This is a genomic window from Rhizohabitans arisaemae (assembly GCF_025996515.1).
In the GTDB taxonomy this organism is placed as follows: domain Bacteria; phylum Actinomycetota; class Actinomycetes; order Streptosporangiales; family Streptosporangiaceae; genus Rhizohabitans; species Rhizohabitans arisaemae.
This window is the reverse complement of record NZ_BLRH01000060.1, coordinates 1535064-1561207: the sequence shown is the minus strand read 5'-3', so window position 1 is coordinate 1561207 and position 26144 is coordinate 1535064. Positions and strand designations below refer to the sequence as shown.

Annotated in this window: 27 protein-coding genes and 3 tRNA genes; 16 read left to right on the top strand and 14 right to left on the bottom strand. The window is 67.9% G+C overall.

Annotated elements, in window-relative coordinates; translation table 11 throughout:
* Positions 1 to 59: 59 nt before the first annotated feature.
* Positions 60 to 135, bottom strand: a tRNA-Arg gene (locus RUR_RS35705).
* 143 nt (positions 136 to 278) lie between these two features.
* On the opposite strand from RUR_RS35705, the gene RUR_RS35700 reads away from it, so the two are divergent.
* On the top strand, positions 279 to 551 hold the full coding sequence (locus RUR_RS35700; RefSeq protein ID WP_283139648.1) for a GlsB/YeaQ/YmgE family stress response membrane protein: 273 nt from the start codon (positions 279 to 281) through the stop codon (positions 549 to 551).
* Between the two features lie 108 nt (positions 552 to 659).
* Here RUR_RS35700 and RUR_RS35695 read toward each other — a convergent pair whose 3' ends face one another.
* Positions 660 to 863, bottom strand: a complete 204-nt coding sequence (locus RUR_RS35695; RefSeq protein WP_283139647.1) for a DUF397 domain-containing protein — start codon at positions 861 to 863, stop codon at positions 660 to 662.
* A gap of 223 nt (positions 864 to 1086) precedes the next feature.
* Here RUR_RS35695 and RUR_RS35690 point away from each other — a divergent pair, with 223 nt between their 5' ends.
* Entirely contained in the window at positions 1087 to 1629 is a 543-nt protein-coding gene (locus RUR_RS35690) for an RNA polymerase sigma factor (protein WP_283139646.1), read from the top strand.
* The gene (locus RUR_RS35685) at positions 1626 to 2510 is read left to right on the top strand and encodes a hypothetical protein (protein WP_283139645.1); all 885 of its coding nucleotides are present in this window, start codon (positions 1626 to 1628) and stop codon (positions 2508 to 2510) included. The genes RUR_RS35690 and RUR_RS35685 overlap by 4 nt, the downstream gene beginning before the upstream one ends.
* A gap of 115 nt (positions 2511 to 2625) precedes the next feature.
* On the opposite strand, the gene RUR_RS35680 is transcribed toward RUR_RS35685, so the two are convergent.
* Both RUR_RS35680 and RUR_RS35675 read right to left on the bottom strand, forming a co-directional pair.
* Positions 2626 to 4788 (bottom strand): prolyl oligopeptidase family serine peptidase, encoded by a 2163-nt coding sequence (locus tag RUR_RS35680; protein WP_283139644.1) that lies wholly within the window; start codon positions 4786 to 4788, stop codon positions 2626 to 2628.
* A gap of 577 nt (positions 4789 to 5365) precedes the next feature.
* Positions 5366 to 5914 (bottom strand): YciI family protein, encoded by a 549-nt coding sequence (locus RUR_RS35675; RefSeq protein ID WP_283139643.1) that lies wholly within the window; start codon positions 5912 to 5914, stop codon positions 5366 to 5368.
* On the opposite strand from RUR_RS35675, the gene RUR_RS35670 reads away from it, so the two are divergent.
* Entirely contained in the window at positions 5913 to 6113 is a 201-nt protein-coding gene (locus RUR_RS35670; protein WP_283139642.1) for a hypothetical protein, read from the top strand. The two genes, RUR_RS35675 and RUR_RS35670, sit on opposite strands and share 2 nt — an antisense overlap.
* 118 nt (positions 6114 to 6231) lie before the next feature.
* Complete coding sequence (locus tag RUR_RS35665; protein ID WP_283139641.1) at positions 6232 to 7263, top strand: DUF6183 family protein; 1032 nt, start codon at positions 6232 to 6234, stop codon at positions 7261 to 7263.
* A 145-nt stretch (positions 7264 to 7408) separates the two neighbouring features.
* On the opposite strand, the gene RUR_RS35660 is transcribed toward RUR_RS35665, so the two are convergent.
* Positions 7409 to 7497: transfer RNA gene (locus RUR_RS35660), tRNA-Ser, on the bottom strand.
* Between the two features lie 103 nt (positions 7498 to 7600).
* Positions 7601 to 8179 carry a YceI family protein gene (locus tag RUR_RS35655; protein ID WP_283139640.1) on the bottom strand — a complete coding sequence of 193 codons (579 nt, stop codon included), beginning with the start codon at positions 8177 to 8179 and terminating at the stop codon, positions 7601 to 7603.
* Positions 8180 to 8278: 99 nt separating this feature from the next.
* On the opposite strand from RUR_RS35655, the gene RUR_RS35650 reads away from it, so the two are divergent.
* The gene (locus tag RUR_RS35650) at positions 8279 to 8767 is read left to right on the top strand and encodes a MarR family winged helix-turn-helix transcriptional regulator (RefSeq protein ID WP_283139639.1); all 489 of its coding nucleotides are present in this window, start codon (positions 8279 to 8281) and stop codon (positions 8765 to 8767) included.
* On the opposite strand, the gene RUR_RS35645 is transcribed toward RUR_RS35650, so the two are convergent.
* On the bottom strand, positions 8764 to 9315 hold the full coding sequence (locus RUR_RS35645) for a SigE family RNA polymerase sigma factor (protein ID WP_283139638.1): 552 nt from the start codon (positions 9313 to 9315) through the stop codon (positions 8764 to 8766). The genes RUR_RS35650 and RUR_RS35645 overlap by 4 nt on opposite strands.
* A 482-nt stretch (positions 9316 to 9797) precedes the next feature.
* Here RUR_RS35645 and RUR_RS35640 point away from each other — a divergent pair, with 482 nt between their 5' ends.
* Complete coding sequence (locus RUR_RS35640) at positions 9798 to 10601, top strand: hypothetical protein (protein ID WP_283139637.1); 804 nt, start codon at positions 9798 to 9800, stop codon at positions 10599 to 10601.
* Between the two features lie 7 nt (positions 10602 to 10608).
* A complete protein-coding gene (locus RUR_RS35635) occupies positions 10609 to 11442 on the top strand; it encodes a MauE/DoxX family redox-associated membrane protein (RefSeq protein WP_283139636.1) in 834 nt (277 codons plus the stop codon).
* 37 nt (positions 11443 to 11479) lie between these two features.
* Here RUR_RS35635 and RUR_RS35630 read toward each other — a convergent pair whose 3' ends face one another.
* Together RUR_RS35630 and rplK are read right to left on the bottom strand one after the other, a co-directional pair.
* The gene (locus tag RUR_RS35630) at positions 11480 to 12661 is read right to left on the bottom strand and encodes an ATP-binding protein (protein WP_283139635.1); all 1182 of its coding nucleotides are present in this window, start codon (positions 12659 to 12661) and stop codon (positions 11480 to 11482) included.
* A 208-nt stretch (positions 12662 to 12869) separates the two neighbouring features.
* Complete coding sequence (rplK, locus tag RUR_RS35625) at positions 12870 to 13298, bottom strand: 50S ribosomal protein L11 (RefSeq protein ID WP_283139634.1); 429 nt, start codon at positions 13296 to 13298, stop codon at positions 12870 to 12872.
* Positions 13299 to 13336: 38 nt separating this feature from the next.
* Between rplK and RUR_RS35620 the strand changes: the two genes are divergently transcribed.
* From RUR_RS35620 to RUR_RS35610, 3 genes are all read left to right on the top strand, one after another.
* Positions 13337 to 14266: a MerR family transcriptional regulator gene (locus RUR_RS35620; protein WP_283139633.1), complete on the top strand. Its 930-nt coding sequence runs from the start codon at positions 13337 to 13339 to the stop codon at positions 14264 to 14266.
* A 130-nt stretch (positions 14267 to 14396) separates the two neighbouring features.
* Positions 14397 to 15122, top strand: coding sequence for a M15 family metallopeptidase (locus RUR_RS35615; RefSeq protein ID WP_346349094.1), 726 nt, complete (start codon positions 14397 to 14399; stop codon positions 15120 to 15122).
* Between the two features lie 34 nt (positions 15123 to 15156).
* Entirely contained in the window at positions 15157 to 16026 is an 870-nt protein-coding gene (locus RUR_RS35610) for an NUDIX hydrolase (protein ID WP_283139631.1), read from the top strand.
* On the opposite strand, the gene RUR_RS35605 is transcribed toward RUR_RS35610, so the two are convergent.
* On the bottom strand, positions 16021 to 17187 hold the full coding sequence (locus tag RUR_RS35605; protein ID WP_283139630.1) for a L,D-transpeptidase: 1167 nt from the start codon (positions 17185 to 17187) through the stop codon (positions 16021 to 16023). The two genes, RUR_RS35610 and RUR_RS35605, sit on opposite strands and share 6 nt — an antisense overlap.
* 233 nt (positions 17188 to 17420) lie before the next feature.
* Between RUR_RS35605 and RUR_RS35600 the strand changes: the two genes are divergently transcribed.
* Entirely contained in the window at positions 17421 to 18626 is a 1206-nt protein-coding gene (locus RUR_RS35600) for an FAD-dependent oxidoreductase (RefSeq protein ID WP_283139629.1), read from the top strand.
* A gap of 33 nt (positions 18627 to 18659) precedes the next feature.
* Positions 18660 to 18749: transfer RNA gene (locus RUR_RS35595), tRNA-Ser, on the top strand.
* Positions 18750 to 18887: 138 nt separating this feature from the next.
* Here RUR_RS35595 and RUR_RS35590 read toward each other — a convergent pair.
* Positions 18888 to 20858 (bottom strand): MinD/ParA family ATP-binding protein, encoded by a 1971-nt coding sequence (locus RUR_RS35590; RefSeq protein ID WP_283139628.1) that lies wholly within the window; start codon positions 20856 to 20858, stop codon positions 18888 to 18890.
* Positions 20859 to 21007: 149 nt separating this feature from the next.
* Here RUR_RS35590 and RUR_RS35585 point away from each other — a divergent pair, with 149 nt between their 5' ends.
* Positions 21008 to 21970 (top strand): NAD(P)H-quinone oxidoreductase, encoded by a 963-nt coding sequence (locus RUR_RS35585; protein ID WP_283139627.1) that lies wholly within the window; start codon positions 21008 to 21010, stop codon positions 21968 to 21970.
* 33 nt (positions 21971 to 22003) lie between these two features.
* Positions 22004 to 22543, top strand: coding sequence for a bacterial proteasome activator family protein (locus RUR_RS35580; RefSeq protein ID WP_283139626.1), 540 nt, complete (start codon positions 22004 to 22006; stop codon positions 22541 to 22543).
* Here the strand turns inward: RUR_RS35580 and RUR_RS35575 are convergent.
* Positions 22534 to 23331 (bottom strand): HAD family hydrolase, encoded by a 798-nt coding sequence (locus tag RUR_RS35575; protein ID WP_283139625.1) that lies wholly within the window; start codon positions 23329 to 23331, stop codon positions 22534 to 22536. The two genes, RUR_RS35580 and RUR_RS35575, sit on opposite strands and share 10 nt — an antisense overlap.
* Before the next feature lie 224 nt (positions 23332 to 23555).
* On the opposite strand from RUR_RS35575, the gene RUR_RS35570 reads away from it, so the two are divergent.
* Positions 23556 to 23759 carry a cold-shock protein gene (locus RUR_RS35570; protein ID WP_283139624.1) on the top strand — a complete coding sequence of 68 codons (204 nt, stop codon included), beginning with the start codon at positions 23556 to 23558 and terminating at the stop codon, positions 23757 to 23759.
* 105 nt (positions 23760 to 23864) lie between these two features.
* On the opposite strand, the gene serS is transcribed toward RUR_RS35570, so the two are convergent.
* A complete protein-coding gene (gene serS, locus RUR_RS35565; RefSeq protein ID WP_283139623.1) occupies positions 23865 to 25133 on the bottom strand; it encodes a serine--tRNA ligase in 1269 nt (422 codons plus the stop codon).
* Between the two features lie 54 nt (positions 25134 to 25187).
* A complete protein-coding gene (gene pheA / locus RUR_RS35560; protein WP_283139622.1) occupies positions 25188 to 26108 on the bottom strand; it encodes a prephenate dehydratase in 921 nt (306 codons plus the stop codon).
* Positions 26109 to 26144: the final 36 nt, after the last annotated feature.

Sequence of the window (26144 nt, the reverse complement as noted above, 5' to 3'; positions counted from 1 at the left end):
TGGGCGCTGCAACGAGAAAGGCTCCTGAGGGCGTAAGCCGACTCAGGAGCCTTCTTGGGTGGCGCGGTCGAGAGGATTCGAACCCCTAACCTTCTGATCCGTAGTCAGATGCTCTATCCATTGAGCTACGACCGCCCGGTGCATGAGCAAGTGTAGCGGTACTTTGGGGTTGCGCCGAACAGGTTTCGTGAACCGGTCTGTCCCCCCGTGTGAGCTGGGACGATACCGGGCATATACGCCGCGGGGGTTGTCCTACGACAGGGGGGAGGCTGGTTCGTATGCTCAGCCTCATCTGGTTTCTTATCATCGGCCTCGTCATCGGAGCCATCGCTCGTCTGATCGTCCCCGGAGAGAACCCGATGTCTTGGTGGATGACTCTGCTGCTCGGGGTCATCGGCGCGTTGATCGGGGGGTTTGTGACGCGCAGCATCATGGGAACCGGCAGCGCTTTCTGGTATTACATCATCTCCGCGGCGGTAGCCGTACTGCTCGTCTGGGGGTACAGCCGCTACACAGCCGGTCGCTCCGGCTCAAGCGGCACCCGACCATGATCGGTTCGGTGAATTCGCCCGGCGATGTGGCCGACGTAACAGGGCCACATCGCCGGTTGCGCTGACAGACAACCGCCGGGATCAGCCGTCAGATCCCGGCCGCGCGGCTCATACTTCGAATTCGCCGTTGCGGACACCTGTGACGAACGCGGTCCACTCGCTGGGGGTAAAGGTCAGAACCGGACCGGAAGGGTTCTTGCCATCCCGAACCGCGACCACTCCGGTCACGTTGGTGGCCACCCTGACACACATCGCCATCGCACATGAGCTGGCCTTACGGAACTCGGCGCCGGTCAGATCAGGGCTATCCACCTTGGCTCTCTCCTCACTATGGCGACCAGGTGCCCTCGCTTCCGACAAGAAAGCGATGTCCGCACCATAGGGAGATCGCCCTTCGGCACCAGGAAGATGACGAACGAAAGATCCCCGTTGGTTCATCAAGAGGGCCGCCGTGGATGTAGGACGTCCTTGGCCGGTAATAGATAGAGATATCCGGACATGGGGTGGTTACTGACCACTCACGTGAGGAGACCGGATGGGAAGGGACCCCGAGCGCCGGTTCGTGGAGATCTACGAATCCACCTACGGCGCCATCCTCGGGTACGCCCTGCGCCGTTGCCCCGATCCCGACGACGCCACCGATGTCGTCGCCGAGACGTTCACGGTCGCCTGGCGGCGGATCGACGAAGTACCTGCGGGCGACGACGCCCGGCTCTGGCTGTTCGGCGTGGCCCGGCGGGTGCTCGCCAATCATCGGCGCGGTGAACGCAGGCACGAACAGCGGACGGCGGCGTTACGCGAGCAGCTGGCCGCCTCCCCCGTCCTCGGCGAACCACCCGTCGAGGACTACTCACAGGTCGGGAGGGTTCTGCGGAGCCTGTCGGACGACGACAGGGAACTGCTGACCCTCGTCGCCTGGGAGAACTTGGGCACACGCGAAATCGCCCGCGTTCTCGGCATCTCCCGCAACACCGCGGCCGTCAGGCTTTACCGCGCCCGCAGGCGCCTCGCACGCGGCTTGGCCAAGGCCGGAATCAACCATGTGGGCTCCGTCGCCGTCGAAGGGAACACGCTGTGAACATCGCCGACCTCGCACGGGTGCGGGACGAGGACGTGGCCCGGGATCCGGCCGGACAGGTCTCGGGCGCCGGGGCGCGCGCGCTGATGGAATCGATCATGTCGGAGGCACGGGAACCGGCCGCCGTGCCGCGCCGGCGTTCAGTGGTCCGGCGCCGCCTGACACTGGGCGCATTCGCCGTCGCGCTGACGACTGCGCTGGTCGTCGGATTCGGGTGGCCCCGGTTCGGTTCCGTCACCGAGTACGCCAACGCGGCCGTATCGCTGAAACGGACCGACGACCACCTCACCGTCGTCGTCAACGACCCGAACGCCGATACGACGACCTTCGTGGAAGCGTTCCGGGCCGTCGGACTGGATGCCGTCGTGGACAGGATTCCCGTGCCGCCGCAGCTGGTGGGCAAGATGTTCGGCCCGGACCTGGTGGGCGAGCTGCCCCCGGGTACGGGGGTGTCGTACCGGCCTGAAGGCCCCTGCGGATCGGCCTGGTGCGGAGAAGTGACCTTCTCCAAGGGCTACACCGGGAAGATCTCTCTGAGCATCGGCCGGGAGGCCGCGCCCGGGGAACCCTATGCCAGGGTGTCCACCGTCAACGAAACCGTCGACACCTCCACCGTGGACGGGTATCCGGTGCGTGGCAAGACGGTCGCGGAGGTCAGGCCCGAACTGGAGCGGCGTGGACTCAAGATTCAATACGTCTTGGTGCAGGGCAATCCCGATGGAACCGGTGTCGGCACACCTGTGGGCCCAGAACGGATCGAGGACGGCCATCGCGTCATGATGACCAGGCCGTACAGCTCCGACACCGTGGTCCTGCACGTCATCCCGGAGTCCGACCCGCTCTTTCGCAACGACGTCGACCCGGGCTCCACGAGTGAATGATCACAACCTTGGCGACGATTGACTTACGCCGATCGCCATGTATCCAAGTTTCCGCCGGGGATGCGGCCGCAATCGCTTGACAGCTCAATAGACGACGTTTCCGATCCAGCCGTTCTCAGCGTGGTCCTGTGCCGGTGGCCTCTCGAAGAGGCACGGTTGTCTTATCCGGTGACAGGCCGGTGTGTTTTCCGGCGAAGGCCAGGATATCCGCGAATAGGGCGCGTTCTTTGCTGGCGGGAGAGGCGGCGTGGGCGGTATCGGGTTCTCGGCGCATGAGAATAGGCCGGTCACTGCCGGTGGCGTGCTGGAGGGCTGCGCACATTTTGGTGACGTGGGCTTCTCCGGTCTGCAGGTCGGTTACCGCCCCGGTAAGGAGGAATGCGGGATAGGAGGCTCCGGGCGTGATGTTGTGATACGGGGAGTAACCAAGTAACCATTCGAGTTGCTCGGCCTGGGAGGCACTACCGAATTCATCGGTCCATGTGCATCCCAGGCCGAATTTCTCGTAGCGCACCATGTCGCACAGCGGTCCTTCGGCGATGACCGCGGCGTACAGGTCTGGTCGCCGGACGGCGGCGGCGGTGACCAGGAGCCCGCCGGCGGATTGGCCGTAGCTCGCCAGTTGGTCACGGGTGGTTCGGCCGGTGTCGATGAGCCAGGCCGCGGCGTCGTTGAAGTCGCTGATCGCACGGTGCTTCCCTGGGCCGCGGCCGGCGTCGTGCCAGCGTTGGCCCTCCTCACCGCCTCCACGGACGCAGGCGACCGCGTAGGTGCCGCCGACGCCGACCCATGCGGCCGCCATGGGGAAGAACCAGGGGCGCATCGGCATGCCGAAACTGCCGTAGCCGTAGAGAAGAGTGGGACGGGGGCCCTGATGTTCCTCGGCCGGAATGAACAGGAGCAGCGTGATCTCGGTGCCGTCGCCGGCGCGATAGCGAAGGCTACGGCTGCGGATCTCCGGAGTGTGTCCGGCTGTGGTGGCACCGGTTTCCTGTTCCGTCCTCCCGTCGGCGGCGTCGTAGCGGTAGATGGTGGGGGGTGTGGTCGCGTCGCAGTAGCTGAACCAGGCATGACGCCCGTACGGGACGGTGGTGCGCAGGGAGGACACGACGCCCGCCCCGGGGAGGGGCAGCTCGGTGAGCGGGCGGCCACTGGCCAGATCGTGCAGGGTCAGGGTGGAGGTTCCGTGGCGGGCCCGAGCCACCAGCAGGAGCGGCCGGGGAAGAGCCGGGTCGTCCAAGACCAGGCACTCGTCCACGGGTGCCTCCGGATCCTCGGCCACCAGCGTGTGCCAGGCCGCCGGGTCGGTGTCGTGCCGGTGCGCCGTGCAGATGCGGCCGCACGGGGCCTGGTGGTCGGTGACCAGCAGAAGACCGTTGTCCGCGAGGAAGCGTGGGAGAACACGGGCGCGTATCGCGTGCCCATCCACGATCTTGTCGAAATGCGGGGCCTCCGGATCGATGAGCTCGGCCAGGTACACATCGTTCTGCGCGGCGGGACCGACCATCGCGGTGATCGCCAGATGACGGCCGTCGGCGCTGACCGTGAGCCCGTAATAGTGGTCCGGGGCGTCCTCACCGCCGAACACCACCACGTCGGTCTGCCAGGACGAACCGATCCGATGCAGTCTCACCCGCCGCTGCAGACGCATGTCGCCGTGGGCCAGTTCCTCGTCGGGAACACGGCTGACGTAGTAGAACGCGTCCCCGCCCGGTAGCCAGGCCAGGGAGGTGTTGCGGGCGCGCGGCAACGGCCCGTCCACCACCTCCCCGGTTCGCACGTCCAGCACGATGATGTCGCTGCCGGGTTGCTCGGCGACCTCCGTTTGGACGGCCACACGATCACCTTCGCGCGACGGCCACCAGGCGTACAGCCCGGTGTGGCCGGACGGATCGAGCTCCGCCGGATCGATCAGCACCCGTCTGTTCCCCTCGGCGTCCACGACGATCAGGCGCCGCTGCTCGTCCCCACGGAGTTGCTCGGCGAGGAACATGACCGAACCACGCACCGTTGGGGGCTCCGACACGCCGAAGGAGGACACCTGATCCACCAAAGACGCCCACGATCGCTTCTCCCGCCAGCCGGCGCGACACGCACGAAAAAGACGATCCTGAGCCGCGGCCCAGTCCCGCACGCGTGCGTCCTCGCCGTCCTCCAGCCACCGATAGGGATCGGAAACCGGGAATCCGAACAGATCCTCCACCCCATCGATGCGCCAAGCGGCAGGGTACGACAATCGCGCCACAAACGCCCCCCGGATGTATTTCCCGCCTGTCATAGGCCGAGGTACTGCGGTCGATACAGACCGCAGCACCTCGGCTCGCTCAGCTACGACTGACCGCGAAGAATGTCCGCCTGCCAGCCGCGTGCGCCGCCGGTGCGGGCAGCCGGAGTGGTCTCCCGATACGGCAGGTATCCATTCATGTTAGCCTCCCGGATCTGTTGATTCGCCCCGGAATGAGCGATTATGGCGACAAGTGTCCCCGGGCCTGGGATCGATAAACACGGATGACACCCTCGACGGTGATCGCCAATTCTCCCCAACCCTCGGCGGCATGCATCCCGAAGATCCGACCGTATCGGTGATCCTCCTGCCTAAACTCCCGGAATAGAATGGAGCACAGTAGAAAACCACATCAAAATCGCTATCACGCAAAGAATAATTTTGATCGAATAGCGAGACCGAGAGTAAGCAATGGATTTCCGAAACCGTCGCGGGCCCAGCGTGATCCTTCGACGATGCCGAGCAGCCCACCGATCGCATATCAACGCATGACTGCCTGCTTCGATCCTTCTTGAGCACCGGCGATGCCAGGCCTCAGACGGATGATCACGACGGAACCGTCAAGCGTTCATTACCGCCGCCCACCGAATTCCCAGTCGTGGACCTCGATGTCGGCATACCTGTCCAAGGTCAGGACGGCGCGTGCCGCATCCGGGTCCTGCGCCCGGACCAGGAGCGCCGTACCCAGCCATGTGGTGCCGTCGTCGGACAGCAGTGGCCCATACGCGATCAACTCGTCCCGGTCGGATGGCGGGACGAGATCGGCGGCCTGGCCGGAGCCGAGGCCCAGCACCAGATACCGGTTGCCGCCGTCTCGGCCACCGGGGAAATCCCACATGGTGCGCCCCAGCACGTTGCGCCATCGGCGCAGCACCACGTCCCGGTACACACCGGCCTGGTAGTTGGGCTCGTCGAAGACGAACGCCCGCGCAGTGGCGAGATCCGGCAGGTCGACGATGTGCACGCTGCCGGTGGCCGTGTCTCCGCCGGCGTCGAAGGTCGGGCCACGGGCGATCAGCTGCGCCGCGTACCGATCCATGTAGGACCAATGTTCTTCCAGCAGCTCGTCGCGCAGCTTCGCAGAGTCAGGCCGATCGCGGTGGTAACAGAAGAACTCCATGCCGAGAGTTCTTACCATGGCCCAGAGCGACGGCTCCACACTGATCAACCAAGCCATCGTCGGCCCCTCAAGCCTGTTGACCCGTCAGCAGGTGATGCGTGCTCGCCAGGGGCCGCGCATGAGGTTGATCTCGTCGGAGGGTTCGATGCACACCCACGCGCCCGCCAAGGGCAGGCTGCCCTCGATCAGCCACCGGTGACCACGATCACCATCGTGGTGCCTGCCAAGCGACCACGTGCACGATCCCAGAGCACCGGATCCGCCAATGGCTCACAACCGGCACGCAAGCCCGTCCGGCTATCCATACGGGTGTGTGGATGAAGAAGAAAGAGACCACGTGGACGGCTGTCGTGAGCTTGAGTAGGGGTCCGGACGATCCGGCCCTGTGGAGTGTCCCGGTCGACGTCGAGGGACTGGCCTCCCTGGTGTGCAAGCCGCTCACCAACCCTCGGCATGTCCGCGACCTGGCCGCCCTGCTGGCCGAGAAGCGGCCGGTTCGCCGATTGCTGCCACTGCTGGAACGCGTCCCGCTCAGGCTGGACAACTGGGCGGAGCTGGTCGCCTGCCTGATGCAGGAGCTGGTGTTGCGCCGCGTCAATCTGACCCGGGTTCCCGCGGCGGTGCGTTGCGCAGGCGCCCTGCGGGAGCTGGGGCATCCCCTCGCGGGACTGCCTCTCAAGCGATCCAGGGGAGAACGCCACACATACCTCTACGACTTCCCGTGGGCAAGCTACAGCGACTTCTCCGTTCCGGAGCACCCGGAGATCGAGTGGCTTCCCCAGGCCCAGAAAGGCGAGTGGGGGGGATATCGGGAATCCACCCCGTTGTGGGACGCCTGGCTGGCGAAGGTACCGATATGCGAGTCAAGGATCGTGAGCACAAAGCACGACAAGGAGCTCATCTCCTCCGCGGTGCAGCACTGGAGCAGTAGCTGGGCGGAGATCATCGAACTTCCCCGGCGTTTCGATCCCGGGGAGGTGGCGTCGTTGTGGGTGAACGCGTTCCTGCCGGATGCCCACAGAGCCACGGGTGCGCTGAACGGCCAGGTGGCAAGCCTGGGCAGCGTGGTGGGGGAGCTGCTCACCATGGCCTACGGCAATTCCGTCTTCGGGAATGGCTCGCGCGGCGGATACGGCAGGATGAAGGTGTGGCAGTCGATCGCGGGCCTCGTGCGTGCCCCCGCCGACGCGTCCGTCCACCGGGTCAACGAACTCGCCGCCCGATGGACTTGGCTGGCCTTCAAACTCACCCGGCGGGAACCGTACTGGGTGGACCGGGAACTCGCGATCGGCGCGCTCAGCCCGGGCGGGAACGTGCTGAGCCTGCTGGTCTCCCATGACACCGACTGACGCCACAATCTCCTGCGCGACGCGGGGCTGGGAACCGGCCTCGGCACTCTGGGGCTGCTGAACCGACAATTGCGACTGGAACCGTGACGGCATCTCAAGCTCAGAAAGGCCCTCGCTCCGTGGTGGAGTGAGGGCCTCTGATCAGCGGAGGCTCGGGGATTTGAACCCCGGATGGGCGTGAACCCAAACCGCATTAGCAGTGCGGCGCCATAGACCTGACTAGGCGAAGCCTCCCGGCTCAGGAAAGACTACCGGCCAGGCAGCGAGGCGGCAAAGCGAATGCCGCCTCGCTTTCCTCCCGGTCTCCGGAAAAGTTGTCCACAGCCTGTGGGCAACCTCAGGAGCGGCGGATCGCCTCACCTTCGATCTCGATCTTGATCTTCTTGCCGACCATGACACCGCCGGCCTCCAGCGCCTGGTTCCAGGTGAGACCGAACGCCTCACGGTCCAGCTCGGCACTGATCGCGAAGCCGAAGACGTCCTGCCCCCACGGCGATCGCTGGAAGCCCTCGTACTCGACCTTGAGCTCGATCTCCTTGGTGACGTCGCGGATGGTCAGCTCCCCGAGGGCGGTGATCCGGTCACCCGAGTGCCCGGTGATCCGCGTGGTACGGAAGATCATCTCAGGGAACTTCTCCGCGGCGAAGAAGTCCTCGCTCCGAAGGTGTGCGTCCCGGTCGGCGACGCCGGTGTCGACGCTCGCGGTCTTGATGACCGCCTCCGCGGTCGACTCCAGCGGGTCCTCGGCGATGGTGACGCTGCCCGAGAACTCACCGAACCGGCCGCGCACCTTGCTCACCATCATGTGCCGGGCGACGAATCCGATGGTGGTGTGGACGACGTCGAGGTCGAAGGTGCCGGGCGTGGGGAGCGCGATGCCCTCCCAGTCCCGGGTCGCGAGCTGACTGGTAGCCATATGCGGAACTCCTCAATGAGGTTGCCATGCAAATAGTTGCTATGTCAGATATCTACACGAGGACCATTTGCAGTGTCAACTTTCCGCTAGGATGGCGGCATGGAGCTCTTCGAGGACCCGCGCCTCACCGCAATGGGCTTGATCGTCGAGACGCACGAGGGACTGGCGGCCAAGACGGCACCCGCCCTCAGCGAGCACGGCCTGTCCTCCGTCGACTTCGACGCCTTGATCCGGCTCGCCCGTACCCCCGGACGGCGACTCCGCATGAGCGACCTCGCCGCGCAGACCGCCTTCTCGACCAGCGGCATCACCCGCGTGGTGGACCGTCTGGAACGTGGCGGGCTCGTCATCCGGGAGTCCTGCCCCCATGACCGGCGGACCTCGTACGCGGCGCTCACCGAAGCCGGTGCCAAACGACTCGCCGAGGTCGTACCGCAGCACCTGCTGGACCTCGATCGCTGGCTCACCGGCCTGCTCACACCCGAGCAGCTGACGGCGCTGCTGGACGCCCTCCGCGTCATCCGGGACCACGTCCGCCCCTGCGCGACGGCCGGCAGCGACCTCGCCGCGCGGACCGCCGAGCCCTAGACGCCGCTCAACGAGGTGTCGTCCTGCGGCTGACGTTGCCGGGGAACGATCGTCTCGTACGGCTCACACCCCGCCAGGAAACCGCGGAGCTTGGCCACGGCCCGGGAGAGGGTGCTCTTGACGGTGCCCACGTTGATCTCGAGGATTTTGGCGATCTCCGGCTCGGTCAGGTCCTCGTAGTACCGGAGAACGACCACCGCGCGCTGCCGGGGAGGCAGGCGGTCCAGCGCCTCCTGAAGCTGTACGTGCAGATCCCCGTCCGGCTCCGGTGCGACGGACGGTTCGGGCACCTCGTCGAAGAGGTGTTCCCGGAGCCGGCGACGCCGCCACCATGAGATCTGAATGTTGACCATGGCTCTGCGGACATAGCCATCCAGGGCCGCACGCTCCTGGATGCCCTCCCAGGCCAGATAGGTCTTGGTCAACGCGGCCTGCAGGAGGTCCTCGGCATCGGCTCGGTTACCCGTGAGCGTGTACGCCGCGCGCAGCAGGGTCGGTCCCCGCGCCACGACATACTGGCGGAACTCCTCATGCCCGTCGTCGCTCACGATGACGGGAGGCCGTCACTCAGGTACATGTCGTCAGCAGAATCGCACCCTACGGCCTGATTCCGACTGACCGTGGAATCAGGTTTTCCCCTGTCGCCGGCAAAGATCCACCAAGGCGGCCGCCTGCCGCCTGAAGACGTGAGCGGGGATTAGAAATATGACTCATCGCTGATGCGAACTTGTTTCTTGGGTATATATATTTCTACCCGTCACCTGCGAGTTTCCGATAATCCCCTCAAAAGGGGCAACAAACCCCGAGTGCCGTGTGACGCTGTTGACGATGCTCGCCGACAACCCCAGGTTCCTCTTCAACATCGCAGCCGCCACCGGGAGAGGCAATGTCGCACCAGGCCGCCGAACGCCGTAGCGCCATGGCCGCCGCAGCACTCGGCCGTAGCCCCAGTGCTACCTATTCCGCCAATGACACGACTCTCTGTGCAATAACCGGAGAAATTCTCGATATAAGCCCCCATCTCATTATTTTGGAGACACCAGAAGGCGTGGAGAAGCGGCTCGTCATGGCTCCGTGGACCACCGCCTGGCGGGGATCCACCACCTCCCCCAACGATCTCCCGGTGGGCGCCCAGGTGATCCTCCGCACCCAGCGGGCCGGACGCGTCGTCGATCGGATCTGGGCCGACGTCACCAGGGTCAACGGCATCATTCTCAGCATCAACGGCGGCCCGAAGGACCGCACGGTCGAGGTCGACTGCGGCCCGCACCGCGGGCGCCGGACGGTGTCGATCCCCTACCAGACCTCCGGGCGAATCCAGGTCCGCCACCCGCAGTTCGAGCCCGGCTACCTCTTCGACGTGATCGGACTCCGCGAGGAGGGCGTGGTGTCCGCGCGCACGCCCGCGACCTCCCAGCCGCCGTACAAGGCGACCGCGATCCCCCCGGCCTCCCGGGTCTACGGAAGCGTGCCGTCCCGGATCTCCGGGACCGCGACCTGGTACGACGCCTACTTCGAGAACGGCAACCGGGGCGCGGCCTACCCGATGCTGGAGGAGGCCGACACCGGCTGCGCCGATGGAGGGGTCTCCTGCGCCGGCCTGCCCTATCTCGCGATCGGGAGCCTCCTCTACGTCCGCAACGTCTGCACCGGCCGGGCGGCAGCCGTACCCATCGTCGAATGCGGCTGCCTCACCGGAAAGTTCTGCGATCGATGTGTCGAGTGCGGCACCTCCCCACGCGGCCGGATCGTGGACCTTCCGCCGACGACCTTCGTCGAGCTCGGCGGCGACCTGACCTCGGGCTGCTTCAACGCACGGATTGGATTGGGGTGAGACACGGGTGTCGGAGGCGATACGCGCGGCCGGGCTGCCGGTTCTCGCGCTCCTGCTGACCCTCGGCGGGCTGGCAAAGGTGATCACTTCTGGCCGGGAGGCCACCCCTGGGGGCCTGACCAGGCTTGGGCCGGCCATCCTGATCCGGGAGACCTGGCGTGCACCCGCGATGGTCAGCTGCGCGCTAGGCGAGTTCACCTTGGCGGCGCTGCTGATGGCCGGGACGCACTCCCTCGTCAGGTGGCTGACCGCCGCGTTCTTCGCGGTCTCCACCTTCGTCCTGGTGGAACTGCGCAGACGCCGCCCGGACGTCGGCTGCGGATGCTTCGGCGAGGTCAGCTCCACCCCCGTGGGCCTGCGCGCGATATCCCGGACGGTCGTGCTGACGCTCCTGGCCCTTGGCACCGTCGGGGTCCATCAGTCCGGCTGGCAGCTGGTCAGCGGACTCGGCCTCCTCCACGTGCTCGGCCTGGCCGTGGTCGTCGGGACCCTCCTGCTGGTCTCACCCGAGCTTGAGGAGACCGTCGCCCGGCTCCGGTATCAGGCTCCCTGTGAGCTCCGGCCGGTCGACCATGGCCGGGGCCTGGAGAAGCTCCGTAGCAGCGCGACCTGGCGCACGCACCGGCCGCTGCTGACCTCCGACCGGTACACCGACAGCTGGCGTGAACTCTGCTGGCGCTTCATGGTCTTTCCCGGCGAGGCCGAGGGCAGGCCGGTCGACGTGGTGTTCGCCGTGTTCCTCAGCGGACGCCGGCCCCCGATCCGGGTCGCCGTGATCGATTCGGACAGCCGGAACGTGGTCACTCTGCAGGAATCTATTGCTCTATCCGCTGGACACTAGAAGGCGTTAGATCTCGCGAGACCGGTCGGCCCCGCGCTCAGATCGGCTGAGCGCGGAGGAACCTGCCGAAGTGCGGCACCGTGAAGGCGATGAGCCCGCGTTCGGCGCTGTAGATCAGCCCTTTCTTGATCAAGCTGTCCCGGGCCGGGGAGAGGCTGGACGGCTTGCGCTTCAGCGTCTCGGCGACGTCCGAGGTGAGTACGGGCTCGTCGCCGATCGAGGCCATGGCGTGCATGTACTCCCGCTCCGCGGGTGTGGCCCGTTCATAGCGGCTGCCGAAGAAGCCGACCGCCAGCTCCCCTTCCGCCTCGGGGGCGGCCACCTTGACGTCGTCCGCGGTGATCGGGCTGGCGGGCGCGAGGTCCCACGCGACCTTGCCGTACGCCTGGACGAAGTAGGGGTAGCCGTCGGCCGCCTCGTACAGCGCGTCCAGCGCCTCCTCCGTGAACTCGACGTCCTCCCTGGCCGCCGGCGCGATCAGGGCGAGGTCCGCCGCGGCCCGGTCCAGCCGGTCGATCCGGGCGTATCTGAACAGTCGCTCCGAATAGCTCTTGCTCGCCGAGAGCACACCGGGCAGGTGCGGGAGTCCGGCGCCGACGACGATCAGCGGTCCCCCGCTCTGGGAGAGCTCGTGGCAGGCGGCGCAAAGCGCCGAGACGTCCACGGCCTGGACGTCCTGCATCTCATCGATGAACAGGGCGATCCCCACGCCGAGGTCGGTGGCGACGGAGGCCGCGTCCACGAAGAGCTCGGTGAGGTCGATCTCCAGGTCGCCGGAGTCGGCCCGTCCCCTGCTCGCCGGCACGTCGATACCGGGGGACCAATGAGAGGTGCCCTTGGCCGCCTGCGGGTCCCGCATGGCGAACGCCTTGAGGACGCCGAGGAACCCCTCGATCCGCTCGGGGGCCCGGTGGCGGGGCGCCAGCTCCCGTACGGCCATGTGCAGCGCCGAGGCGACCGGACGCCGGATCGACTGCTCAGGCCGAGCCTCGATCTTTCCGGTGCCCCAGAGTCGCTGCATCGCCATCGACCTGAAGGTGTTGAGCAGGACGGTCTTGCCGACGCCCCGCAAGCCGGTCAGGACCATGCTGCGCTCGGGGCGGCCTCGGGCCACCCGCTCAAGCACGATCTCGAACTGCCGTAGCTCGCGATCGCGACCGGCGAGCTCGGGCGGGCGCTGACCGGCACCGGGGGCGTAGGGATTGCGCACGGGATCCACGTTCTCGGACTTTATTGCCGGGTATTGCGGCCGACCTAGATTTCCGTAGAAAGTGCTACGGCGTGTCGCATGACGCGCATGACGACGAGCTTCGAGCATGACCATGGAAGCCCCCTCGTGCGATCGAACTTCCGTTCGACCATAGCGCAACGAGGCATCGTTCCGGGCGACTTTGGTGACTTAACTCGCCACCACTTCGAACAAGTATTCAGTCTCGGACCGTCAAGCCCATGGAGCGGGCGGTCCCTGCGATGATCTTTTCCGCCTGGTCCAGGTCGGCGGTGTTGAGGTCGGGCAGCTTCCGCCTGGCGACCTCACGCAGCTGTTCCCGGCTGATCACCGCGACCGACTGGGCACCCGGCCGGGGGGATCCCTTCTCGATCGCGGCCACCTGCCTGAGCAGGGATGCCGTCGTCGGCATCTTGACGACCAGCTCGAAGGTGCGGTCCTCGTAAACCGTCAGGACGGCGGGGACGACATGCCCACGCAGATCCTGGGTGGCCGCGTTGTACTGCTTGCAGAACTCAATGATGTTGACACCGAGCGGGCCCAGATCCTTGCCGACGGTCGCGGGACTGGCCGCGCCCGCCTGCGCCTGAATCTTCGCAACCCGGGTGATTTTCTTCTTGGTCGCCATGGCTCGCACACTAAAGTCTCCAGTTACTGGAGGCTCAAATGGATTTGTACTCGATAGGACGGCTGGCCCAGCTGACCGGACTCCCGGTGAAGACCATCCGCTACTACTCCGACATCGGGGTGCTCCCCGAGTCCGATCGGTCGAACGGCGGATACCGCCTGTACGGGGACGACAGCCGGGCCCGGCTGGAGCTGGTCCGGACACTGCGCGATCTCGGCGTCGACCTCACCACGATCCGCCGGCTGGGCGAGCCGCCGAACTCCCTCGAATCGATCCTCCGCCTGCAGCTACGCGCCGTGGAGGCGCAGCTGAAGGCGCTCCAGCGGACCCGTGCGGTGTTGCGTACGGCGCTGAAGGACGGTGCGCCCACCGATCAGGATCTCAACCGCCTCAACGCCTTCGGCCGGCTCGGCGGCGCCGATATCACCGCTCTCGTCGACGAGTTCGTCGAGGAAGTCGTCGGGGACAGCGAGGCGAAACGGGATTGGCTGGGCTGCCGGCTGCACGCGATGATCCCGGAGCTCCCCGACGAGCCGTCCGTCGAACAGCTCGACGCGTGGCTTGAAGTCATCGCGCTCCTGTCCGACCCCGGCTTCCGGGAGAGTCAGCAGTCGGTGGGCTCAGACTTCTGGGAAACCATGACCGAATCGAAGATGCGGGCCTGGGCGGCGGCGCATCAGGCTGTGCTCGACGAGGCCGCCGCGGCCCTGCGCGCGGATGTGCGCCCGGACTCCCCGGAGGCGGTGCCGATCCTGCGCCGGATCACCGCCGTCATGGCCCGGGGCACGGGGGCCCGGGACGACGCCGCGTTCCGCGCGTCGATGCTCCGGGGGTACGAGGAGCACGACCCTCGCGGGGAGCGGTACTGGCAGTTGATCTCGGTGATCAACGGCTGGGAATGGCCTCGGGTGGAGACCGTCGCCCACCGCTGGATCCACGCCGCGCTCCGCGCCCAGCAGGAGTTGTGACAGACATCACAATTTCCTGACATATCCCCCAGAGGCTCGGAGGTCGACACGGCGATCTCCGGCAAATGATCGGGTTGCCGGGAATCAGCCCCGTAACCTGGGCTTTTAGGACCAGGCATCGGGAATCGTGATGGTACACAAGCACCGTAAAGCACTCGCCGTCGCCGGGCTGGCGCTCGCCCTGACCGCCTGCGGCAAAGGCGGCTCCGTGAGCGCTCCGGCGATGATGGACCCCACGACCGGCACACCGTCGGCCCCGGCGACCGCGACCCCGACGGCGCAGACCCCGCAGGCGTTCAAGGCCGAGGTCACCCCGATCAGGCGGGAGCAGGTCAAGCACTCCTGGCGCCCCGGGTGCCCCGTACCGTTCACCCAGCTCCGCATGATCACCATGACCTACTGGGGTTTCGACGGCCAGCCGCACACCGGTCACCTGGTGGTCAACGCCGCGGTCACCCAGGACGTCATCAAGGTGTTCAACAAGCTGTACGACATGCGGTTCCCGATCAAGCGCATGGAGCCGGTGGACACCTACCGCGGCAGCGACTTCGACTCCATCGAGGCCGACAACACCTCGGCGTTCAACTGCCGCAAGGCGACCGGGTCCAGCAACTGGTCCAACCACTCGCTCGGCACCGCGATCGACCTCAACCCGCAGGAGAACCCGTACGTCTACTCCGGGGGGCGGGTCGCCCACGCCAACGCCAGGCAGTTCTCGACCCGTCCGCTGGACAAGCCCGGAGTGGTCAATCCCGGTGACCGGGTGGTGAAGGCGTTCGAATCGATCGGCTGGGGCTGGGGCGGATACTGGTCAGGTATCAAGGATTATCAGCACTTCTCATCATCAGGCGACTGACGGCCTCGCCGCCTGGTGGGACGGGGCAGGCCAGATGGCGGCTAGCGACGGTGACGGATGGGCGCTCTGCGCCCGTGGTCATCGGCATTGGGGGATCTTCGGCGCGTCCGGCCTGCTCGTCGTGCACCGGGACACCGGCGGGTCCACCCATGTGCTGATGCAGCACCGTTCGTTCGACAGCCATCACGGGGGCACCTGGGCCCTGCCCGGCGGCGCGCGGGACAGCCATGAGAGCTCCGTGGAGACGGCCCTGCGCGAAGCCGCCGAGGAGGCGGCCATCGCCCGCGGCGACCTCCGCGTCCAGGGCGTCTACCTGGACGACCACGGCGGCTGGTCGTTCGAGACCGTCATCGCCGCGGCCTCCGTCAAGATCGAGGCCCGGCCCGCCAACGGGGAGAGCATCGAGCTGCGCTGGCTTCCGGTCGCCGACGTCGCGGCGCAGCCGCTCCATCCGGGCTTCGCGGAGACCTGGCCCGCGATCATGCATGTGCTCCGTCCGCTGCGGATCGTCCTCGACGCCGCCAACGTCGTCGGCTCCCGGGCCGACGGCTGGTGGCGGGACCGGGCGGGGGCGGCGACCCGGCTCCTCACCGAGGTGAGCGCTCTCGCGGCTTACGGCGTGCGCGCGCTGCCCGGGGACAACCAGCCGACCCGCGTGTTCCCCCGGTTCACCGTCGTGGTCGAGGGCGCCGCCCGGACCGCGCGGTCCACCGGCGAGATCGACGTGGTCGCGGCACCCGGCTCCGGGGACGACGCGATCGTGGACGCCGTCCGCTACGCCGCTCCTTGGGAGAGGGTCCTCGTGGTCACGGCCGATCGGGCCCTGCGGAGCCGGTGCCTGGCGCTCGGAGCCTCCGTCGTCGGCCCCCGGTGGCTGCTGGAGCAGCTACCCGCGCCGTCATGAATCGGCGTTCGCCCACTTCTTCCACGGGATCTGCCAGTAACCCCAGCCGTTGTCCCACTCCAGCTCCCGGTCGGTCCCGGTGATGACCACGACGTCACCGCGCTGGGTCATGTTGTAGTACCAGGCCGCGGTGGCGGGTGCGACGTTGATGCAGCCGTGGCTGACGTTGCGGCGGCCCTGCGCCCAGGTGTTTCCGAGCGCGTGCACGTACTCCCCGCTGTTGGAGATCCGGATGGCGTGGTTCACGGTCAGCTTGTAGTACTCGGGATCGCCGGGCTTGCGACCCGGTGAGGTCATCACCACCGGGTTCTCCCTCGACATCGTCAGGTGCACACCGCTGGTCGTGGTGTACTCCCGGGTGGTGGCCTTGCCCGCGCTGATCGGGATGCGCTTGAGCTGCTTGCCGTCGCGCTTCACCGTCATGTGGAAGGTCCGGGTGTTGACCGTGGTGATCTGAGCGGCGCCGATCTCAAACTTGTGCTCGAAATCTTCAATGCCGTAGGTGTTTGCGCCTGCCTTGACCCCGGCGAGATTCGCCTGGAACGTCACCTTCTGGTGGGCCGGCCAGTAGGTCTTGGTGCGATAGATCACCAGCTTGGGGTCGATCCAGCGCCACGCCCCCTCGACCGGCTTCTCCGCGTCCACCCGCAGCGCCCGCTCCACCGCCGCCCGGTCCCGTACCGGCGCCGAGAACCGGACCATGATCGGCATGCCGACCCCGACCTTCTCCCCCCGGATACCCGGCGTCACGTCCGCCACCTTCACCGTGGAGGCCGGTTTGAGCGCCCGGAAACCGCTCTTCGCGGTGGTGACCGTACCGGCGCCGTTCTTCGCCGTCGCGGTCACCGTGTACCGCGCCGAGGGCACCAGATTCCGGTCGGCCCGCCATTCGGTCCGGTCTCCGTTGAACTCGCCCGGCACCTTCTTGCCGGCCGCCCTGACGTCGACGGTCTCCAGACCGCCGCCCACCACACGAACGACCACACCCTGTTCGGGCTTGGCCGCAGCCGTCCCGTCCACCGGCGTGATCTCGACCTTCGCGGCCGGGACCTGGGTCGGTGCGGGCCCCGCCGCCCCCCGCTGCCCCGACGTCTCCTGACACCCGGCAAGGAGAAGCACGGCTACGCCGAACACCCCCGCGAGCACCCCACCCCGGGTCATACTTCGCCCCCGTAGATCAAACCCCTAAATCATAATAATTCGCCCATGGTACTTCACTCCGTCTTGACCGAATCAGCATCATCAGTGGAATGTGCCGACGAAACAGAAGCTCAACGCGGCTCCGGCCACCCGTCTCCCGGGTACTCACCTACTCCGAAGGCTTGAGTCACGGGACCGGAGGATCCTCCCAACGGACGACGACACACCGTCCATAACTTGCGAGGCTGGTAGGGATGAAGGTACTGGTCGTCGGCGCTGGGATCGGCGGGCTCGCGGTCGCGCACGCGCTGCTCGCGCACGGGCACGAGGTCGAGGTGTTCGAACAGGCCGCCGCGCCGCCGGGCGGCGGCACGGCGGTCACGCTCTGGATGAACGGATCGGGGATCCTCGGCTCCCTCGGCGTCCCCCTCCACGGCATCGGCCGCCGGATCGACGCCCTCGGATCCAGGACGTCCGACGGCAGCCCCCTGGGCCGGATCGACATGGCCCGGGTCGCCAAACGGTTCGGGGCGCCGAGTGTCACCGTGCCGATTCACCGGCTGGTGAACCGGCTCGCCTCCGCGCTCCCCGCGGGCCTTCTCCGGTACGGCGCGAGCGTGGTCTCCCTGACCGACCACGGCGGGACGATCGAGATCACCCTCTCCGACGGCGGTACGGCCGCCGGCGACGTGCTCATCGGGGCGGACGGCCCGAACTCGATCATCCGCCCGGCGATGACCGATGCCGGCTCACCCCAGTTCACCGGCCGGGCGACCTGGCAGGGGGTGACGGCCCTCCCCGTCGACATCGCGTTCGGGAACACCGGGCTCACCATCGTCGGTGAGGAGGGCTCCTGCGGGCTGATGCCCGCCGGTGAGAACCTGCTCCAGTGGTGGTTCGACATCCGGTGGCCGTCGGCCCAGCCGCCGTCGGGCTCGCCGCTGCGGGAACTCCGGCGCAGATTCGGGCACTGGGCCTCCCCCGTCCCGGAGATCCTCGCCATGATCGACGATGAGGACGTCGGTTTCCATCCGCATTTCCGGCATCGGGTGCCGTACCTGTGGGGACGCGGCCGGGGAACCCTGCTGGGCGACGCGGCCCACACGATGCCGCCGTCCCTGGCCCAAGGGGCGAACCAGGCGCTTGAAGACGCCTGGGTGCTCGCGAGCCTGCTGCCGCGATCGGGTGATCCCCAGGCCGCCCTCAGGGAGTACGCGGCGCTGCGCTGGCGCCGGGCGGCCCTCGCCTCCCGGCTCGCCGACGTCGGGGTCACCCAGCAGGGCAGCTCGGTCGAGCGGCTGGCCTTCGTCCCCGACCGGGTGAAGACCTGGGCCTTCGGCACCATGCTCCGCAGCATCAGCAACTATCTGGGCGGAAGCCCGGCCCACCCGGTCGCGACCGCGGACCCCTCCCCCGACCCGGCGGCCCGGCCCGGAGTTTACGCACCACCGAACCCGTAAACCCCGCGACCCGCTAAGGTGGTGGTGCGTTTGGGAGGGTTCGCATAGTGGACGAGTGCAGGCGCCTTGAAAGCGCCCGGGCCAGCAATGGTCCCGTGGGTTCGAATCCCACACCCTCCGCCACCGGACATCATCCCTGAGCTGCGAAACGGTTCAGGAGCCTTCCGCCGCACACCGATCCCGCGGCGCCCCGGTGAAGCCGGCGGAAGATCCCTTTGCTGAACGGCCGACGCAGGCCGGCGGCCGTACCCGCCGCACCGATCACACCTCGGAGAACCCGTCTCCGACCGCCGCGGACAGCCGGAGGTAGGCGGTCCGCGTGGCCTGCTGCAGGCGTTCGAGGTCGATCTCGGCGCCCTCCTCCAGATGCGGGTCGTACGGCACCCGCACGACCGCCCGGCAGCGTGCGGCGAAGTGCGACTCCAGACGGTCCAGGTCGACGCTCGACTTGGACCGCGGCCGGACCATGGAGAGCACCACGGTCGCCGAGCGGACGAGATTCGCGTGGTGGTGGGCCTCCAGCCAGTCCAGCGTGGCCGAGGCCGCCCGCGCGCCGTCGACGGACGGGGAGCTGACCAGGACGATCTGGTCGGCGAGCCCGAGGACACCGGTCATCGCCGAGTGCAGCAGGCCGGTTCCGCAGTCGGTGATGCAAATGGAGTAGAAGTTCTCCAGCAGCCGGGCCACCGAGCGGTAGTCCGCGGCGCTGAACGCCTCGGAGACCGCCGGATCCCGGTCGGATGCGAGCACCTCAAGCCGGGACGGAGCCTGTGAGGTGAAGGCCCGCACATCGGCGTACCGCTGGATCTGCCCTTGTTCGTTGAGCAGGTCCCGCACCGTGGCCGCGGTCTCCAGCTCCAGCTTGTCCGAGAGGGTGCCCCGGTCGGGGTTGGCGTCGACGGCGATCACGCGGTCGCCGCGGACCTGGGCGAGCATCGCGCCGAGCCCGACCGTGGTGGTGGTCTTGCCCACCCCGCCTTTGAGGCTGAGCACGGCCACCCGGTGATGGCCGCGCGTCACCGGGGTGCGCGCCCGGGCCATCAGGTCGCGCCGCCTCAGCTCCTCGGGCGACTCCCCGGGCCGGATAAGCCCCACCGAGGCCCGGTAGATGAGCCTGCGCCATCCGCTGGACGGTCCCTCCCTGCGGTCACGACGCGGCAGGAAGGGGTCGTCCAGCTCCGGCGTGGGAGCCATGGGTTTCCTGGAGACCGGCCGCCGAGGCTCGCTCTCCACCGCGGGTTCGGCCGCCGGGGTGACCGGCCTGACCGGCGGCTCGGCCGCCACGGGACGGACCGGTGACTCCGCCGGCGGCGCGGGGAGCGGGTTGTAGGCGTACCGCGGCGCTTCGACGACCGGATCCCTGGGCTCCGCCGCAGGCCGTACCGCCTCCGCAGGCGGAATCGGTTCCGGCGCCGAACCCCTCGGGTGGTCGGCGGCCCGCTCGAACCGGGCCGCCTCCCCGGCGGCGCCCTGGGGCGCGACGTCGGCGACGGGACGCGGTACGGGCTCCGGCCGGGGTGGCGCCGCCGGCGCCTCGACCGGACCGGCGGATGCGGCGACGGGCTGCTCCGGTGCCGGCCGGACCGGCAGGGGGTGGGGTTGCGGCTGCGCGCGCAGGGAGCCGAACGCCTGGGTCCACTCGTTGCCGATGGCCTCGAACCGGGGGGAGGCGACCGTACGGCGAGGGGGCTCCGCCGCCTGAGGCGGATCGTCCGGCGGGTCGGCGGCCGGCGGGCTCGACGGCGCCTCGGCGGACGTGCCGGGCGCCTCCGCGACGGGTGCCGGCTCCTTGTGGAGGGCGGCCGACGGGTGCGGTTCCTCCGGCCGTACCGTTCCAAGGCTCGGCGAAGCCGGGGGAGGCTCCACCGCCACCGGCTCGGCGACCTCCGGCACCGCGATCGGCGACGGCTCGGGAGGCGGTGCGGGCCGCGCCGCGCTCGGCGCCACGGGGGCCTCGGGCTCCGCCTTGGGCGCGGCGGCCGGGGGATCGGTGTCGTGAACGGGCGCCGGGGTGGCACGAGGCCCGTACACCGAGTCGACGACCGCCCGGAAGAGCGGCGGCGGGACCGGGCGCCGGTCCTTGGGTACGGCCAGCCACGGGTCCTTGGGGTAGGGGGACGGTGTGGCCGCCGGAGTTTCGCCGGGTGCCCCCGGGCTCTCCTTGCTGATGGCGTCGAGCCAGGCGAGCTGCTCTTCGAGCGAGTGCGAGTCCTCACGATCGTGTCTGGCCACCGATTCTCCCTCGGGCCGGGCGCTGGGGCAGCAACCAGGCAAGACTATTCCCCATATCGGGGTGTCCACCTGACATAAGCCTGCCTCGACATACTCATCTAGCGCATGAGTCACACGGGTCGCATCCGTTCTCAATTAACGTGGTCATCATGCACGCGATCGTGATTGCCGAACCCGGTGGCCCCGAGGTACTCCGGTGGCGCGAGGTTCCCGACCCCCGTCCCGGACCCGGCGAGGTCGTGATCGACGTCGTCGCCTCGGCGGTGAACCGGGCCGACCTGCTGCAGCGGCGGGGGCTCTACGATCCCCCGCTCGGCGAGTCGCCCTATCCGGGATTGGAGTGCTCAGGGCGGATCAGTGAGATCGGCGAGCAGGTCGAGGGGTGGCGGATCGGCGACGAGGTGTGCGCGCTGCTGGCGGGCGGCGGTTACGCCGAGCGGGTGGCCGTCCCGGCCGAGCAGCTGCTCCCCGTGCCCACCGGCACCGTGCTCCGCGACGCGGCGGCACTGCCCGAGGTGACCTGCACCGTCTGGTCGAACGTGTTCATGGTGGCCAGGCTCCGCAGGGGCGAGACCCTGCTCGTGCACGGCGGTGCGAGCGGCATCGGCACCATGGCGATCCAGCTGGCCAAGGCCTTCGACGCACGCGTGATCACCACCGCCGGATCCCCGGGGAAACTCGCCCGATGCCGCGAGCTCGGCGCCGACGTCACCGTCGACTACCGCACGGAGGACTTCGCCGAGATCGCCCGGGATCAGGCGGATGTGATCCTCGACATCATGGGCGCGAAGTACCTCGGGCGGAATGTGACCGCGCTCGCCTCCGGCGGCAGGCTCGTGGTGATCGGACTCCAGGGTGGCACGGTCGGCGAACTCGACCTACGCTCGTTGATGTCCAAGCGCGCCGCCGTTCACGCCACCACCCTCCGGACCCGGCCGGTCCCGGAGAAGGGGGTGATCGTGAAGGGTGTCCGGGAGAACGTCTGGCCGTTGATCGAGGCCGGAGCCGTCCAGCCCGTCGTCCACGCGGCGGTCCCCATGGCGGACGCCGCGCGGGCGCATCGGATGCTGGAGGCCGGCGAACAGGTCGGCAAGATCGTTTTAATCGTGTAAGCCCCACTGCCCGTTATCGGCCAGACTTGACACATGGACCAGCCCATGAACGCAGAGAACCAGAGCATCCCCCACGTCGTCGTGGTGGGTCCCGAAGGCATGACGGTGCGGGACGAGAACGGCGAGCAGGAAGAACGGCCGATCACCGATCTGGTGGAGCAGCCGGCCAAGGTCATGCGTATCGGCAGCATGATCCGTCAGCTCCTCGAAGAGGTCCGCGCCGCCCCCCTGGACGAGGCGAGCCGCAAGCGGCTCAAGGACATCCACCAGAGTTCCATCAAGGAGCTGGAGGACGGACTCGCCCCCGAACTCGTCGACGAGCTGGAGCGGCTCTCCCTGCCGTTCACCGACGACGACCAGGGCAGCCCGCCGAGCGAGGCGGAGCTCCGGGTCGCCCACGCACAGCTGGTCGGCTGGCTGGAAGGGCTCTTCCACGGCATTCAGACCACGCTCTTCGCCCAGCAGATGGCGGCGCGGGCCCAGCTTGAGCAGATGCGCCGCGCCCTGCCCGGCGGGCTCTCCCTCCAGGACGACTCGGGCCACCCCCGCGGTGGTTCGGGACCTTACCTGTAAAGCTTCTCCAGGACCTGCGCCACTCCGTCGTCGTTGTTGGCCGCCGTCACATGGTGGACGACGGCCAAGACATCGGGATGCGCGTTGGCCACCGCGTAGGACGTGCCCGCCCACATCAGCATGGGCAGGTCGTTCGGCATGTCGCCGAAGGCGACCACATCCCGGGCGTCGACCCCGTGCTCCACGGCGAGCTGCGCGAGCGCGGTGGCTTTGGTCACACCGTGGGCGCTCATCTCGACCAGACCGCGGCTACCCGAGTAAGTGGCGGTCACCAGGTCGCCCACCAGCTCGGTCACCAAGGCGTGCAGGGTGCCGGGCCCCATGCCGGGGTGCTGGGCGAGCAACTTGGCGCAGGGACGGGCGACCAGCTCGGCGAGGTCCAGGCCGGCGTCCGCGACGGAGAGGGAGTCCCACGGGCCCAAGTCGAACCCCGGCCCGTGCGCGAAACCCCGCTCGTATTCCACCGAGAAGGCGAGCTCGGGCATGCCCCGGCGCAGCCGCCGTACCACCGCGTCCAGAATCTCGGGCCGGATCAAGACGGACTTGACGATTTTCTCGGTATGGAGGTCGTAGACGAGGGCGCCGTTGGCGCAAACGGCGAGCCCCCGATGTTCCACAGCCGCCACCACATCGGCCATCCACCGAGGTGGGCGGCCGGTGACGAATATCAACAGCGCGCCTGAGGCCTCGATGCGGCTAAACGCCGCGGCCGTGCGCGGTGACACCGTGCCGTCGGCGCGCAATGCCGTGCCGTCAAGGTCCGTGGCGACGAGGAGGGGGATACGCATAACACTGTCTAGTGTGCCCTGTGGGCGGTTGACACCGATCACCGGGGAATGTTGAGGACATGGGGAACACGGGCTGTCTCGATGGTGTTAGATGTGGTGACGTTGTATTAGCTCTTCCCGATGTGAAAACCCAGCGTGAGCGTCTGAGCACCCGGGAGCTGTACGACACACCCGGGGTTCGTGACGTGCGGATCCCAAGATCCTTCCCTAAGGGAGAGCAGTAAATGGCTATGGGCACCGTCAAGTGGTTCAATTCTGAGAAGGGCTTTGGTTTCATCGCCCCCGACGGGAACGAGCCTGACGTGTTCGTTCACTTCTCCGAGATCGTCGGCTCCGGTTATCGGAGCCTGGAGGACGGCCAGCGGGTGGAGTTCGAGATCACGCAGGGCCAGAAGGGCCCGCAGGCGTCTCAGGTCCGCGCTATCTGACGACCGCGGTTATCCGCTGATTTGGGGGTAAAAAACCCCCAAATCACAGCAATATCAATTTGAGGGACGGGTGCTCAAACCCTACGAGCACCCGTCTTTCCGCTACTACCGCCCCTGAATCGGCTCAAGCACATCAAGGCCGACATAAGGCCGCAATGCCTTCGGAACCACCACCGAGCCATCGGCCTGCTGATGATTCTCCAGAATGGCGACGATCCACCGCGTCGTGGCCAGTGTCCCGTTGAGCGTGGCGACATGGGCCGGCTTGGCGTCGCCCTCCCGGGAGCGCACCCCGAGGCGCCGCGCCTGGAACTCGGTGCAGTTGGAGGTCGAGGTGACCTCGCGGTAGGTCCCCTGGGTGGGAATCCACGCCTCGCAGTCGTACTTACGCGCCGCACTGGAGCCCAGGTCACCCGCCGCGACGTCGATCACCCGGTACGGGATCTCCACCTTGGCGAGCATCTCCTTCTCCCACGCCAGCAGACGCAGATGCTCCTCATGCGCGTCCTCCGGCCGGCAGTAGGAGAACATCTCCACCTTGTCGAACTGGTGTACCCGGATGATGCCCCGCGTGTCCTTGCCGTAGGAGCCGGCCTCCCGCCGGAAACACGACGACCATCCGGCGTACCGCCTCGGCAGCGACTTGGCGTCCAGGATCTCGTCCGCGTGGTAGGCCGCGAGCGGCACCTCGGACGTGCCGACCAGGTAGAGGTCGTCGTTCGGCAGGTGGTAGATCTCCGAAGCGTGCGCGCCGAGGAAACCGGTGCCCGCCATGGCCTCCGGCTTCACCAGCACCGGAGTGATCATCGGAATGAACCCGGCCTCGATCGCCTGCTGCATCGCCATGTTCAGCAGACCGAGCTGGAGCCGCGCGCCGACGCCGGTGAGGTAGAAGAAGCGCGCCCCGGAGACCTTGGCCCCCCGCTCGGTGTCGATCGCGCCGAGCCGCTCGCCCAGCTCCAGATGATCACGCGGGGTGAAATCGAACTCTCTGGGGATCCCCACGTGCTCCAGCACGACGTAGTCGTCCTCGCCCCCCGCGGGGGCCCCGTCCTCGACGAGGTTGGGCACCGTGGAGAGCAGGTCGTCGAGTTCCCTGCCGAGCCGCTCGGACTCGGCCTCGGCCGACTTCACCTGCCCGGCCAGATCCTTGGCCTGCTCCAGCAGCGCGTTCCGCTCCTCGCCGGAGGCCCGCGAGACCGACTTGCCGATGCTCTTCTGCTCGGCACGGAGCGACTCGAACCGGCTCAGCGCGTCCCTGCGCCGTTCGTCCAGGTCGAGCAGGGCGTCGACGACGGAGTCGTCCTCGCCTCTGACGCGCTGCGAGGCGCGCAGCCGGTCGGGGTCCTCTCGGAGGGCACGTAGGTCAATCACAGCACGAAGGCTACCGTTGCGCGCCGAAGACCTGCGATCCCATTGCCGGTTTGCTCAGACTCCGCCGGCTCGGATCCGCTTCAGCCAGCCGGCCGCCTCGGTGAAGTCGGCCTCCGCCGTCCCCTTGCGGATCGCCGGCGCCACACCGTCCGCCCGCGCGTAGCTGCCCAGGAACCGCACGTGTCCGCATACCCTGCGCAGTCCCATCAGCGCCTCGGCGACCCTGGAATCGGCGATGTGCCCCTCGCAGTCGATGGAGAAGCAGTATCGGCCGATCCCGTCCCCGGTGGGGCGGGACTGGATCCAGGTGAGGTTGACGCCGCGGACCGAGAACTCCGCCAGGATCTCCTGGAGCGCACCCGGGTGGTCGTCTCGGATGTAGGCCACCAGCGACGTACGGTCCACGCCGGTGGCCGCGGACAGCGGGCCTGGCGGACGGACCACCAGGAACCTGGTGACCGCGTCGGAACGCTCGCCGATGTCGGTGGCGAGCGCCTCCAGGCCGTACCGCTCACCGGCGATCGGGGCGGCGATGGCCGCGTCGTAGGGTGAGCCCACCTCGGCGACGGTCATGGCCGCGCCGGCCGTGGACCCCGACTGCAGGACCTCCGCGTGGGGCAGGTGGGCGGCGAGGAACGTACGGCACTGCGCGTGCGCCACCGGGTGGGTGAGGATCCGCTTGACCGACTCCAGCGTCGTCCCGGGGCGGACGAGCAGGGCGAAACGCACCGGAACCAGCACCTCGGCCGTGATCAGCAGCGGGGCGCCCGCGCTGAGCTCGTCCAGAGTGACCGTGACCGGCCCTTCGATGGAGTTCTCCACGGGGACCACGGCCCCCGAGACGTGGGCCTGGCGTACGGCCTCAAGCGCGGCGGCCACGGTCGGGTAGGGGAGACCGCGTGCGTCGGGCGCGTACGACCGCAGGGCCGCTTCGGTGAACGTCCCTTCGGGTCCCAGGTAGGCGAGAGTGGTCATGAATCCAGATTAGAGGCACGCACAAACGCACGAGGA

What these genes read in the sequence shown, in the direction of transcription:
- RUR_RS35700 (WP_283139648.1), top strand. Translation starts at nt 279, where the DNA reads ATGCTCAGCCTCATCTGGTTTCTTATCATCGGCCTCGTCATCGGAGCC.
- RUR_RS35690 (WP_283139646.1), top strand. Translation starts at nt 1,087, where the DNA reads ATGGGAAGGGACCCCGAGCGCCGGTTCGTGGAGATCTACGAATCCACC.
- RUR_RS35680 (WP_283139644.1), bottom strand. Translation starts at nt 4,788, where the DNA reads ATGACAGGCGGGAAATACATCCGGGGGGCGTTTGTGGCGCGATTGTCG.
- RUR_RS35670 (WP_283139642.1), top strand. Translation starts at nt 5,913, where the DNA reads ATGCCGAGAGTTCTTACCATGGCCCAGAGCGACGGCTCCACACTGATC.
- RUR_RS35675 (WP_283139643.1), bottom strand. Translation starts at nt 5,914, where the DNA reads ATGGAGTTCTTCTGTTACCACCGCGATCGGCCTGACTCTGCGAAGCTG.
- RUR_RS35665 (WP_283139641.1), top strand. Translation starts at nt 6,232, where the DNA reads ATGAAGAAGAAAGAGACCACGTGGACGGCTGTCGTGAGCTTGAGTAGG.
- RUR_RS35655 (WP_283139640.1), bottom strand. Translation starts at nt 8,179, where the DNA reads ATGGCTACCAGTCAGCTCGCGACCCGGGACTGGGAGGGCATCGCGCTC.
- RUR_RS35650 (WP_283139639.1), top strand. Translation starts at nt 8,279, where the DNA reads ATGGAGCTCTTCGAGGACCCGCGCCTCACCGCAATGGGCTTGATCGTC.
- rplK (WP_283139634.1), bottom strand. Translation starts at nt 13,298, where the DNA reads ATGGCGACCAAGAAGAAAATCACCCGGGTTGCGAAGATTCAGGCGCAG.
- RUR_RS35620 (WP_283139633.1), top strand. Translation starts at nt 13,337, where the DNA reads ATGGATTTGTACTCGATAGGACGGCTGGCCCAGCTGACCGGACTCCCG.
- RUR_RS35615 (WP_346349094.1), top strand. Translation starts at nt 14,397, where the DNA reads ATGGTACACAAGCACCGTAAAGCACTCGCCGTCGCCGGGCTGGCGCTC.
- RUR_RS35610 (WP_283139631.1), top strand. Translation starts at nt 15,157, where the DNA reads ATGGCGGCTAGCGACGGTGACGGATGGGCGCTCTGCGCCCGTGGTCAT.
- RUR_RS35605 (WP_283139630.1), bottom strand. Translation starts at nt 17,187, where the DNA reads ATGACCCGGGGTGGGGTGCTCGCGGGGGTGTTCGGCGTAGCCGTGCTT.
- RUR_RS35600 (WP_283139629.1), top strand. Translation starts at nt 17,421, where the DNA reads ATGAAGGTACTGGTCGTCGGCGCTGGGATCGGCGGGCTCGCGGTCGCG.
- RUR_RS35585 (WP_283139627.1), top strand. Translation starts at nt 21,008, where the DNA reads ATGCACGCGATCGTGATTGCCGAACCCGGTGGCCCCGAGGTACTCCGG.
- RUR_RS35580 (WP_283139626.1), top strand. Translation starts at nt 22,004, where the DNA reads ATGGACCAGCCCATGAACGCAGAGAACCAGAGCATCCCCCACGTCGTC.
- RUR_RS35575 (WP_283139625.1), bottom strand. Translation starts at nt 23,331, where the DNA reads ATGCGTATCCCCCTCCTCGTCGCCACGGACCTTGACGGCACGGCATTG.
- RUR_RS35570 (WP_283139624.1), top strand. Translation starts at nt 23,556, where the DNA reads ATGGCTATGGGCACCGTCAAGTGGTTCAATTCTGAGAAGGGCTTTGGT.
- pheA (WP_283139622.1), bottom strand. Translation starts at nt 26,108, where the DNA reads ATGACCACTCTCGCCTACCTGGGACCCGAAGGGACGTTCACCGAAGCG.